We start from the raw sequence: 11,571 nt of genomic DNA, 5'->3' as shown, positions 1-11,571 counted from the left end.
TAAGTCATATTTTCGATGGATTCTATAATTTCAGATTCTTACGCAGTACATTTCAACGAAAATGCTTTTCAAGCATTGAACAATCATCTAGCAGAAAAAAGATATTCTACTATTTTTATTTTAGTGGATGAAAACACACATGAACTTTGCTTGCCAAATTTTATGGCAGAAATTAATGGTGACTATCAGTTTGAAATTATTGAAATTGAATCGGGAGAAATAAACAAAAATATTGAAACCTGTGTTGGCGTTTGGGAAGCTTTATCTGAATTAGGTGCCGATCGTAAAAGTATATTGATAAATTTAGGTGGTGGCGTATTAACTGATATGGGCGGCTTTATAGCATCTACATTTAAAAGAGGAATAGACTTTATCAATGTACCTACTACCCTATTATCTATGGTAGACGCCTCGGTAGGCGGCAAAACTGGTGTTGACCTAGGTTCTTTAAAAAATCAAATTGGGGTAATTAATCAGCCAGTAATGGTTCTTGTAGTACCTGATTTTCTTGACACACTAGAAAATAGACAGGTAATAAGCGGATTTGCAGAAATGCTAAAACACGGTCTTATTCAAGACACTACCTATTGGGAAGCCTTGAAAAAAGCTGATTGTTTAGAAGATATGAAAAAGCACATTCTTACATCTATTCAAATTAAGAACAAGGTGGTACTTCAAGACCCTACAGAACAAAACATACGTAAGATTTTAAATTACGGACACACACTTGGTCATGCCATAGAATCTTATTTCTTAGAAAGCGATTCGAAAGAAATGTTATTACATGGAGAGGCAATTGCCATTGGTATGATTCTAGAAGGATATCTCTCTAATAAAATATTAGAACTGTCAAATGAATCTTTAGCCGATATAAAAACTACTTTTTTAAATAGATATGATAAAGTAGAATTTTCAAATGAGGATATTGAGAACATTCTTAAGCTAATGAAGTACGACAAGAAAAACTCACATGGTAGAGTGAATTTTGTATTATTAAAGTCTATTGGTAATCCTGAATATGATATTGAAATTCCTGTAGAATTATTCACTGAAGCATTCGCTTACTACAAAGTTTAAAAAGTTCACATACTTAAAACAGCACTTTCACAACTCTAAAAATTGACTTGTTGCAATTATTGCTAGTTTAGATATAGATAAACTCAACCTTCTATAAATAAATAAGTTATGACAAGACGCCTTATTAATTATCGTAAATTAGACCACCAATTAGCTGCACTTTTAATAGAAACTTATCCTCATGGATATGGTGATGAAGACATCATTTCTTTTAAAAATATTAAAGGAGATTATGTCGAAGCCGTAGAACTAAAAACTGCCGAGACCTTATACTTAGTTAAAATAAGTAAAAGCCTTTCTAACTTCATTGCAAATTTTGAAGAGAACATAGAAAAGGAGTTAACACCTAAAACACCAGAAGAAGTTATGCAATCGGAAGATATGACCAAAGCACTTTATTTAAACTTCGAAATGGAATCTGAAGAAGAGCTAGATTAATTAAAATAGCGTTCTTGTAAAATATTTTCATGATGCTTTTGGTGTCCACTTATCACCAGACCTAATGCAGCTACAGACCAAGGAATACCACTAGCGGTACCCATTCTTTTTTGATTTGCATTAAGCATAGTATCGAACAAACTAATAGAAGAATCACGAACATGAAGATATTCTTTTAATATATCTTCTTTTGTACGTTGGTTGGCATTACTTTCTGTAACGAAGGTATTATGGTCAAAACCTGGTAATGAGGTTTTGTCGTTTCTAGATATTCTAAAAGCACGGTACTGAAACACACGTTCCGTATCAATTAAGTGAACTAAAACTTCAGCTACAGTCCACTTATCTTTTCCATAACTATATAAAAATTGTTTATCAGTTAAACCTTGAACTAAATCTTCAAAACTTTTTCTGCCACTTAATAACGCAGATTTTAAATCTTCTTCTTCATCAAGAGTTTTCAAATAAGTACCGTAAAAAAATTGTAATTCGTCTTCTTGTAAATCCTTAACTGTCATTCTGAAAATTTAAAAATTGAAAATCAAAAAAGCCCAATCATAAAAAATAACCGGGCTTTTTTTAAGTTAGTTGAATAACTTAATATCTATAACTCATTAAAAATAGTATGCATCAAACGTTTTTTATCATTAAAACTTTCTTCTAATGAAATCATCGTTTCTGTTCTACTAATACCATCAATATCATCTATTTTAAAGATTATATTTTTGGCATGTGTAGTATCCTTTGCTCTAATTTTACAGAAAATATTGAATTTACCTGTTGTAATATGTGCAATGGTAACGTTTGGTATTTGATTTAAACGCTCAAGCACAAATTTAGTTTGATGTGTTTTTTCAAGAAAAATACCTACATATGCTATAAAGGCATAACCAAGTTTCACATAATCTAAAGTAAGTGATGAACCTTTTATGATTCCCGCTTCTTCCATTTTCTTAACCCTTACGTGTACCGTACCGGCAGATATAAGAAGTTTTTTTGCAATATCAGTAAAAGGGGTTCTAGTGTTGTCAATCAACATATCTAGAATTTGGTGGTCTATTTCGTCTAATTTGACTTTGCCCATAGTTGTAAAATTTTTGCCAAAAATAAAAAATAATCACATTAAATTCATTGAAACTTGATTTTTTTTACTGAAAACGTAAACAATATTACATTTTCAAAGAAATAAGACAATAAATATCACGAAAGCAGCTGCAACAAATCCTTTTCTTTGAGCCACAAAATATCATTTTCATCATTGCAGTTCAATGTCTTATGACCAAATATAGCTTTAGGCATCTTATCAAAATGATGTAATTGAGGTTTAAAGACTATTTCACCCTCTTTCAAAACCTCTTTATACTGTATGGGTACAATTTCAGTTTTAGTGATACTATTTTCAATATAATTAGGATTAACCACCAAGATATCTACAAATTGTTTCCCATTTTCTGGTATTGATAAATACTGCTCTACTGTATAATCAGAAACAGTACCTTTTGATATTACTTGAATTCCTTTTAGTATTGCTTTGTAAATAAGTACCCTAGTTTTATCTCTATCGTAGTCACCAGGATAATGCCCTGATTCGAACAATATAGTAGGTGTTTCTCGCATTTGAAATGCATCACCAACACAATTAGCGTTAAAACCATCATCATATCTACCCACTTGCCCAGGAATTTCTTTTTGCAGTTTATCATTCATTGCCGCAATAAGCTGCATACTTAAGGTACGAGAAGGCGAATTGTTTCTGTCTTGGTCGAAAGCAGGTGCCAAAAAAGAAACCGTTGCAGGTTTACTTGTATCACCCACATTAAATATAGTTCGCTGATCATGAAGATTAAAACAATAGTCTGGCTTAAATTTATCATAAACAGCTTTTAAAACTCGACTCTCTGGTTGAGACAAATCTTGTGCATCTCTATTAAGATCAATTCCATTAGCATTGACCCTTGTATAATCGCGAGCTCCATCAGGGCTTAATATTGGAATAATTTTTAACGTACAAGATTTAGATATTTCTAAAACTTCTGCAATGTCTTGTTTTAAATAACTTAATAAATCAACAACCGCTTTAGTAGTTGTTGATTCGTTACCATGCATTTGAGACCACATTAAAACTTTATTTGTACCACTACCAAACGTGATACTTTTTATAGATTCTTTTCTTACCGATTCTTCAACTACTTCAATTTTAAAAGAAGTCGGTAACGTTTTTAAAAACTCATTTATATGGTCATAGTTAATATACCTTCTAGAAATGGTAGGTACCATTATTTTATTATAATCCAAATCTTTCATTCTACTAATGCTTTAATACTACGCAAAAATACTACAGCCTTTGTTTACAATTGTAAACACAAAGTATTTCTATATTTACTTCGTTCTTTTAATATAATTTACAATTCTAACTTTTTCTTAAATTTTATTATTAATACACTATAATTCAGTATATTAAAACATATAAGATAAAGACAGACTTTACTTTATTTTTCAGTTTTATAAGTACATCATTAACCTTTTGACAATCTAAATTAAAGAATGCATTAACTTTGTAAACATGTTAGATACCACTTCTTTTCTATCAAGATTAAAGACCATTTTAGCGCACAATGAATTATCATCTGCTGCGTTTGCAGATTTAATACAAGTGCAACGATCTAGTATTTCTCACTTGCTTAACGGAAGAAACAAACCAAGTTTAGAGTTCATTATTAAGGTCGATCAAGCCTTTGCGGAAGTAGATTTACAATGGTTGTTATACGGAACAGGAACTTTCCCTAAAACTAAAACCAACCCTACTACAGAAATTAGTGACGCCAAAGATGCCATAACAAAAGTTACTAACGAGAAGAAAGAAAAAAGCTTAGAACGTATAATTATGTTCTATACTGATGGTACTTTTAAAACGTACTCTGAGTTTTAAAATCTATACATAATCACGCACTATTATTACGTTTTTCTATCAACTTCACTCCTATTTTCTTTAATTTGCAGTATGAAGAAAAATTTGATTTTGACAGCTGCTCTAAGTATAATTCTTTGCTCATGCTATCAACCTGAACGTGATTGCGAAAAGTACAAAACGGGGTCTTTTAAGTTTACCTACGAAGTTGGCGATACTATAAAAGAAGGAAAATTTATAAGAACAGCTGATTATAGTGTAGACTATTATGAAAATAAAATAGATAGCGCCACGGTACGCTGGTTCAATGATTGCGAATTCGTTTTACAAGACATTCATAGCAAAACTGCTATTCAATATAAAATTATTAGAACAACCGACTCATCATACACCTTTCAATACAAAAGTGCCGTAAAGAATCCGAATAAAAAACTAATTGTAAAAACAGGAACTGCAATAAAGACTAACTAAGCATTGTTTGAATTTTGTTGAATAAAGATGCCTAAATCACTCTACCAACTTTAAGGTTTTCAGAAATAGTCTTAAGTGTTAATATTATGATTATCAAATCTATTGTCGTTAGTGAACTTAACCCTAATAAAACAAGCTAAGTACCTAACAAGTATACACTTTTAACACCATTATTTCGCGCTTCAATCCTAAAAATATCTAAGGAAACATTTTGCGTTTTCAACACTGACTGCGTGACTTGTAACATGAAGAAATTCATGAATTGAAAAGGAACAAAAAAAACTTTAACCGCAATAGTAGCTTAAAGTCTTATCACAATTTTAAAACAAAAGCTCCAATTAAGCATTTGCTTAATTGGAGCTTTTATCGTTACTACTATTAGCTTAAAAAGATATATAATTCTAATTAAGCCCTTTTTAAGACTTTAATTAGGTCTATCAAAGGTAACACCAGGATTAGCCTGTTTTTGTTGTTCAGACAGTCGCTGTTGTTGCTTAACAGTCATAGTGCTGCCGTCATGACTCCACCCCGGAGGTCCGAATATGTACATTAACTTGTGACTTAATTTTTTTGATTTCTTAGTATCTACCCAAATATCTTTAAACTCATGAGTAAGAATTACTATAGGGTTATTAGAGTTTGGAGCATGAATTACTCCAAATTTTACATCAATATTTTCATCATACTCTTTCCAAGTTCCAAAAATCTTATCAAAAAAATTTAGAAATCCACCATGATTCTTATCTAAATACTCCACATTCTGAGCGTGATGTACTTGGTGCATTGTATGCGTATTGAATATTTTCTCAATGAATCCCATTTTTGGAACATACTGAGAGTGCAATTGAAACTGCCAGAAAGACTCAATTGCTAAACAAACTACTACCATTTCTACAGGAAAACCAATAATGGGCATCCAAACATAGAAAAAAGGCTTGTAAAGCAAAGTAAACCAACCATTACGAATAGCAGTGCCAAGATTAAAGTTATCTGAAGAGTGATGTACTATATGTGCCGCCCAAAGAATACGAATCTCATGATTTGCTCTATGAAACCAGTAGTACGTAAAATCATCTGCTAATTGACAAAGTAACCAAACATACCAAGCATAGCCGAACGACTTATACCCCATAATATTTGTTCTTACACCATCAACCAATGGGTTAAATAACTCGTAAGCATACTCAAAAAGAACAACTAATAAAATTACTTTTAATAAAGGACCGATTATAGCAGATCCAATTCCCATAACACTACTAGCTGCAAAATCTTTCCAATCATAAAGATCATCATCTCCATGAGTTTTGCTGTAGGTTAATTCTAATAAAATAAAGGCAATAAAGGCTGGTGCGCCGTACACCAGGGGGTTAGTGAAATCCATTAATTCAAAATTTTCGTAAAGGTAGTTATAAAAGCAATTATTCTTTCAATTTGTCTAATCTAAACATTCTATCCAACGATAAGACAACTCAATAATTAAACAGTTTAATTACTTTTCATTTTTAAGTATGGCGTTTTGCTCTCTCAATAGCTGCTCCATACTAGATAACAAAGCTATGTTTTTAGGAGTTTCAACTTCTTTGTTTGATGGGTCTTCAGATTTTTCTTTAAACCTATTTATAAATTTCACCATTACAAAAATGGTAAAAGCTATTATTCCAAAATCTAAGAGAGACTCAATAAGCTCACCGTATCCTATTGCAACTTCTTCAACTGAATCTACAGCCTCTCTAAGGATCCATTTCTTATTTGATAAGTTAACATCGTCTGTCAATAAAGAAAGTGGAGGCATAATAACAGCAGAAACAATTGTACTTACAACCTTATTAAATGCTGTACCAATAATGATACCGACAGCCAAATCTATCATATTGCCTTTTATGGCAAAATTCTTAAACTCTTCGAAAAATTTTTTCATAATTCCGACTAATCAAATAATGTTGGCTCATCAGCAGATGCACCATCTTCACCTTTAGAACGCTCAGTTTCATCACCAGATGCTACAGATTCTTCATCTACAACTTCAATATTTTCAATTTCTTCTGGAACCTCTGGTTCATATGGCAATGGATCAAGGAGATTAATATTTTTAACCTTTTCCGTGATAAATTGATTACCTAAAGCTTTAATACCTTTAATCGATATAAAATCTTCAATATCAACAGATTCATTCTCTTTTGCTTCTTTACCCCTAGGCTTAGGAAATTCAATTTCAACCATTGGTTTCCAGTCTGTAGAAACAAGCTCTAAATATGATTTTGGATGCTCTGAAATAAACAATTCCTCTTTGTTTTCGCTTTCAATCAAAAACCTTTTAATATAAAAACGTTCTTTTTCACCTTCCCAATAAATAGCTGAGATAGGTTTCTCTGGCATCCATTTCTCTAATACAATCATATCGTCATCGAAATGAGAAGTTAGTACGGGTAAAAACGTTTTTGCTATACCTTTCTGATTAATAACCAATAGTAAATCATCACCTTTAAACTCCCCTAGTAATTCTCCTCTTCCATCTACGTTCAATCTACGCACAACATCATCAAACCAAATTTTTCTAGGCTTCAGTGTAGACACTCCTTTTTCTTTTAGCTCTATGCGCTTAACAGAATATTTCGTTACAATATTACCCTTTGAAGCTCTTCCTTTAATCAAGACATCAGAAAAGTCAATATCCCACTTTAATTTTTTCACACTACCTACCTGGCGTAGCAAAACTGTTATTACTTCAGCCTCTCCATTAGGGTTGGCAGAAAAATACAACACTTGAGAACCAGCTTTACCGGTAGTTAAATCATACTCTCTGTCCCTAGTTATACTGGTAACATTAAAACGTTTAATGTATGTAGCACCGCCTTTACCATCTTTATACACAAGATTATAGGTGGTGCGCTTATCTTTTTTCTTAAATACCGCTACATGGATAATACCTTTACCTACAAAAATTTTGGAATCCACTTTTGACACCATCATCTTACCAGAACTGGTTATCATAATGATATCATCTATATCACTACAATCGGTAACATATTCATCTTTCTTTAAAGAAGTGCCCACAAAACCTTCTTCTCTATTTACATAGAGCTTAGTATTTCTAATGGCAACTTTTGTAGCTTCAATATCATCAAAAACACGTATTTCGGTTAAACGTCCTCTATCTTTACCGTAAGTTTCTTTAAGATTCTTGAAGTAGTTTATTGCGAATTCAATCAAATTAGCCAAATGATGCTTCACCTCTGCAATACGCTCTTGCAAGCTCTCTAGGTACTGCTGAGCCTTATCTAAATCGAACTTTGAAATTCTCTTTATACGTATTTCGGTAAGTCTAGTAATATCTTCTTCAGTAACCGCTCGCTTCAGATGTTTTGTAAAAGGTGCTAAACCTTTATCGATTGCGGCTATTACACCTTCCCAAGTTTCCTCTTCCTCAATATCACGATAGATACGATTTTCAATAAAAATCCTCTCCAAAGAAGCAAAATGCCATTGCTCTTCAAGTTCTTTAAGCTGAATTTCGAGCTCTTGCTTCAATAATTCTACCGTAGAATCCGTAGACCTTCTAAGCATTTCTGTGACCCCAATAAACAAAGGCTTATTATCCTCTATAATACAACCAAGTGGAGAAATAGAAGACTCGCACGCTGTAAAGGCATACAAGGCATCGATGGTTCTATCTGGGGAAATACCAGAGGGAAGATGTACTAAAATCTCAACATCTGCAGCGGTATTATCCTCAATTTTCTTAATTTTAATCTTGCCTTTTTCATTAGCCTTTAAGATAGATTCTATTAAACTACCAGTATTAGTACCGTAAGGTATTTCATTGATTACTAGTGTGTTCTTATCTAACTGAGATATCTTTGCTCGAACCCTAATTTTACCACCTCTGAGTCCGTCATTATAGTTTGTAACATCTATAATACCTGCCGTGGGAAAATCGGGATAGATTTTAAATCGCTGTCCCTTTAAATGCTTAATAGAAGCATCAATAAGCTCAATAAAGTTATGAGCCAATACTCTAGTGGATAAACCCACAGCAATACCTTCTGCCCCTTGAGCTAATAGTAATGGAAATTTAACAGGTAGATTTACAGGCTCTTTTTTTCTACCATCATAAGACATTTGCCACTCGGTAATTTTAGGGCTAAATATAACTTCTAATGCGAATTTAGAAAGTCTAGCCTCTATATACCTAGAAGCAGCAGCTCTATCACCGGTAAGAATGTTACCCCAGTTACCTTGAGTATCTATTAACAGATCTTTCTGACCAATTTGAACCATGGCATCTGCAATACTAGCATCACCATGTGGATGATACTGCATGGTATGCCCAACTACATTAGCTACTTTGTTGTAGCGACCATCATCAAGCTCTTTTAGAGAATGCATGATACGTCGTTGTACAGGTTTAAATCCGTCTTCAATAGCAGGAACTGCTCGTTCTAAGATTACGTAAGATGCGTAATCCAAGAACCAATCTTTATACATGCCAGACACTCTGGTCAGTGCCTCAGAAGAGTCACTATTAGTACTATTTTCTTCGGAAAGGCTTTCGTTTATTTCCTCGTTCAAATCGTCATTTTCCTCCATTCAGAAGTAATCGTATTAATCTAGTTTATACTACTTTATCTTTTATTAAATCAACCTCTACTTTAAGGTTTTCAATTATAAATTTTTGTCTATCGGGAGTGTTTTTTCCCATATAAAAACTCAACAGTTCTTCAATAGACATTGCCTTATCAAGCATTATAGGCTCCAGCCTAATATCCTCGCCAATGAAGTGTCTAAACTCATCTGGTGAAATCTCCCCTAAACCTTTAAATCGAGTTATTTCTGGTTTTCCAGTTAATTTATTTAACGCATGTTGGCGCTCTTCATCACTATAACAATAAATCGTTTCCTTTTTATTCCGAACCCTAAATAAAGGAGTCTGTAAAATATAAAGGTGATTTTCTTTTATCAACTCAGGAAAGAACTGCAAGAAAAACGTAATTAACAATAATCGAATATGCATACCATCAACATCGGCATCAGTCGCTATTATTATATTATTGTAACGTAAATCTTCAATAGACTCTTCTATATTCAGTGCAGCTTGCAATAGGTTGAATTCCTCATTCTCATAAACAATCTTTTTAGACATACCATAAGAATTCAATGGCTTTCCTTTAAGACTGAATACCGCCTGTGTATTTACATCTCTTGATTTGGTAATAGAGCCGGATGCTGAATCACCCTCGGTAATAAATAGCGAACTTTCTAATCTTCGATCATGCTTGATATCACCTAAATGAACTCTACAATCTCTAAGTTTTTTATTATGAAGACTAGCTTTCTTAGCTCGATCGCGTGCCAACTTTCGAATACCCGAAAGCTCTTTACGCTCTTTCTCGGCCATCATAATTTTACGTTGAAGCTTATCTGCCGTATCTGTATTCTTATGAAGATAGTTATCTAAATATTTACCAATAAAATCATTGATATAGGTTCGTACCGTCGGAAAATTACCCCCCATATCGGTAGACCCTAATTTGGTTTTGGTCTGACTTTCAAAAACCGGCTCCATCACTTTTATAGCAATTGCCGAAATAATAGATTTTCTAATATCAGAAGCGTCGTAAGTCTTACCATAAAAGTCACGTATGGTTTTAACTATTGCCTCTCTAAATGCAGCTTGATGCGTACCGCCATGTGTTGTGTGCTGACCGTTTACAAAAGAATGATATTCTTCACTATATTGAGTTTTACTATGCGTAATAGCTACTTCAATATCTTCTCCTTTTAAATGAATAACAGGATAAAGCATATCATCCATATTATTGTTATCCTCAAGTAAATCTTTTAATCCGTTTTCAGAATAAAATTTCTCGCCATTAAAAATTATAGTTAGACCTGGGTTTAGGTACACATAGTTTTTGAGCATGCGTTCTACATACTCATTTCTATATTTATAATTTTTAAAAATTAATTCATCTGGTACAAAAGTAACTTTGGTACCTTTTCTTTTACCCGTTTCTTCAGGCCCAACTTCATTCTCTAAATTACCAGAACTAAACTGAGCTGTTTTTAATTGGTTGTCTCTAGAAGACTGCACTTCAAAAAAACTGGACAATGCATTTACAGCTTTGGTACCAACACCATTTAATCCTACGGATTTTTTAAAAGCACGACTATCATACTTACCACCGGTGTTCATTTTAGAAACTACATCCACAACTTTACCTAAAGGAATACCACGACCGTAATCCCTAACCTTGACCACTTTATCTTTAATAGATATTTCAATGGTTTTACCGGCCCCCATTACAAATTCATCAATACAGTTATCTATTACCTCTTTCAGGAGAATATAGATACCATCATCTGCAGACGAACCATCTCCCAATTTACCGATATACATACCAGGTCGTAATCGGATATGTTCTTTCCAATCGAGCGAGCGTATATTATCTTCAGTATATTGAGTAGTGTCTTGGGACATTTAAAAAAGTTTAAGAAAGTTGCGTTAAAGATAGCACCACTCGGCAAAAGATAAAACCCCTATCTGTTAAAGTAATTAACAATAAATAGGACTTTTTTGTTGATAGCTATAGTGAATAACATAATTTTTCTAGAAAAGAGTATAGTAAATAATTAGCAAAAAGTTTATTTAAAGAATGATATACGTCATAGGAATAATT

Annotated in this window: 11 protein-coding genes; 4 read left to right on the top strand and 7 right to left on the bottom strand. The window is 32.9% G+C overall.

What is annotated here, in order from left to right; all coding sequences use genetic code 11:
- The first annotated feature begins 15 nt into the window (after positions 1-15).
- Both aroB and Q4500_RS15800 read left to right on the top strand, forming a co-directional pair.
- Complete coding sequence (aroB, locus tag Q4500_RS15805) at positions 16-1,077, top strand: 3-dehydroquinate synthase (protein WP_303600566.1); 1,062 nt, start codon at positions 16-18, stop codon at positions 1,075-1,077.
- A gap of 108 nt (positions 1,078-1,185) precedes the next feature.
- Positions 1,186-1,515 (top strand): hypothetical protein, encoded by a 330-nt coding sequence (locus tag Q4500_RS15800; protein WP_303600565.1) that lies wholly within the window; start codon positions 1,186-1,188, stop codon positions 1,513-1,515.
- On the opposite strand, the gene Q4500_RS15795 is transcribed toward Q4500_RS15800, so the two are convergent.
- The 3 genes from Q4500_RS15795 to Q4500_RS15785 all read right to left on the bottom strand — a co-directional run bounded on the left by Q4500_RS15795 (position 1,512) and on the right by Q4500_RS15785 (position 3,819).
- Positions 1,512-2,033: a DinB family protein gene (locus Q4500_RS15795; protein ID WP_303600564.1), complete on the bottom strand. Its 522-nt coding sequence runs from the start codon at positions 2,031-2,033 to the stop codon at positions 1,512-1,514. The two genes, Q4500_RS15800 and Q4500_RS15795, sit on opposite strands and share 4 nt — an antisense overlap.
- 86 nt (positions 2,034-2,119) lie before the next feature.
- A complete protein-coding gene (locus tag Q4500_RS15790; protein ID WP_027066901.1) occupies positions 2,120-2,599 on the bottom strand; it encodes an Lrp/AsnC family transcriptional regulator in 480 nt (159 codons plus the stop codon).
- A 116-nt stretch (positions 2,600-2,715) separates the two neighbouring features.
- Entirely contained in the window at positions 2,716-3,819 is a 1,104-nt protein-coding gene (locus Q4500_RS15785; RefSeq protein WP_303600563.1) for a M14 metallopeptidase family protein, read from the bottom strand.
- A 259-nt stretch (positions 3,820-4,078) separates the two neighbouring features.
- On the opposite strand from Q4500_RS15785, the gene Q4500_RS15780 reads away from it, so the two are divergent.
- Positions 4,079-4,444, top strand: coding sequence for a helix-turn-helix transcriptional regulator (locus Q4500_RS15780; protein ID WP_303600562.1), 366 nt, complete (start codon positions 4,079-4,081; stop codon positions 4,442-4,444).
- A gap of 72 nt (positions 4,445-4,516) precedes the next feature.
- Complete coding sequence (locus tag Q4500_RS15775) at positions 4,517-4,894, top strand: hypothetical protein (RefSeq protein ID WP_303600561.1); 378 nt, start codon at positions 4,517-4,519, stop codon at positions 4,892-4,894.
- A 424-nt stretch (positions 4,895-5,318) separates the two neighbouring features.
- Here the strand turns inward: Q4500_RS15775 and Q4500_RS15770 are convergent, their stop codons facing one another.
- The 4 genes from Q4500_RS15770 to Q4500_RS15755 all read right to left on the bottom strand — a co-directional run bounded on the left by Q4500_RS15770 (position 5,319) and on the right by Q4500_RS15755 (position 11,372).
- Complete coding sequence (locus tag Q4500_RS15770; protein ID WP_303600560.1) at positions 5,319-6,275, bottom strand: sterol desaturase family protein; 957 nt, start codon at positions 6,273-6,275, stop codon at positions 5,319-5,321.
- A 108-nt stretch (positions 6,276-6,383) separates the two neighbouring features.
- The gene (gene mscL, locus Q4500_RS15765; protein ID WP_303600559.1) at positions 6,384-6,812 is read right to left on the bottom strand and encodes a large-conductance mechanosensitive channel protein MscL; all 429 of its coding nucleotides are present in this window, start codon (positions 6,810-6,812) and stop codon (positions 6,384-6,386) included.
- A gap of 8 nt (positions 6,813-6,820) precedes the next feature.
- Positions 6,821-9,481 (bottom strand): DNA gyrase/topoisomerase IV subunit A, encoded by a 2,661-nt coding sequence (locus Q4500_RS15760; RefSeq protein ID WP_303600558.1) that lies wholly within the window; start codon positions 9,479-9,481, stop codon positions 6,821-6,823.
- A gap of 25 nt (positions 9,482-9,506) precedes the next feature.
- Positions 9,507-11,372: a DNA topoisomerase IV subunit B gene (locus tag Q4500_RS15755; RefSeq protein ID WP_303600557.1), complete on the bottom strand. Its 1,866-nt coding sequence runs from the start codon at positions 11,370-11,372 to the stop codon at positions 9,507-9,509.
- Between the last annotated feature and the right edge of the window lie 199 nt (positions 11,373-11,571).

The organism is Maribacter sp. 1_MG-2023 (assembly GCF_030547005.1).
Classification (GTDB): Bacteria; Bacteroidota; Bacteroidia; order Flavobacteriales; family Flavobacteriaceae; genus Maribacter.
Note: the sequence above shows the minus strand (reverse complement) of the source record. Positions and strands in the feature narration are given on the sequence as shown.

Coding starts and splice junctions, on each gene's coding strand:
- aroB (WP_303600566.1), top strand. CDS start 16: ATGGATTCTATAATTTCAGATTCTTACGCAGTACATTTCAACGAAAAT.
- Q4500_RS15800 (WP_303600565.1), top strand. CDS start 1,186: ATGACAAGACGCCTTATTAATTATCGTAAATTAGACCACCAATTAGCT.
- Q4500_RS15795 (WP_303600564.1), bottom strand. CDS start 2,033: ATGACAGTTAAGGATTTACAAGAAGACGAATTACAATTTTTTTACGGT.
- Q4500_RS15790 (WP_027066901.1), bottom strand. CDS start 2,599: ATGGGCAAAGTCAAATTAGACGAAATAGACCACCAAATTCTAGATATG.
- Q4500_RS15785 (WP_303600563.1), bottom strand. CDS start 3,819: ATGAAAGATTTGGATTATAATAAAATAATGGTACCTACCATTTCTAGA.
- Q4500_RS15780 (WP_303600562.1), top strand. CDS start 4,079: ATGTTAGATACCACTTCTTTTCTATCAAGATTAAAGACCATTTTAGCG.
- Q4500_RS15775 (WP_303600561.1), top strand. CDS start 4,517: ATGAAGAAAAATTTGATTTTGACAGCTGCTCTAAGTATAATTCTTTGC.
- Q4500_RS15770 (WP_303600560.1), bottom strand. CDS start 6,275: ATGGATTTCACTAACCCCCTGGTGTACGGCGCACCAGCCTTTATTGCC.
- mscL (WP_303600559.1), bottom strand. CDS start 6,812: ATGAAAAAATTTTTCGAAGAGTTTAAGAATTTTGCCATAAAAGGCAAT.
- Q4500_RS15760 (WP_303600558.1), bottom strand. CDS start 9,481: ATGGAGGAAAATGACGATTTGAACGAGGAAATAAACGAAAGCCTTTCC.
- Q4500_RS15755 (WP_303600557.1), bottom strand. CDS start 11,372: ATGTCCCAAGACACTACTCAATATACTGAAGATAATATACGCTCGCTC.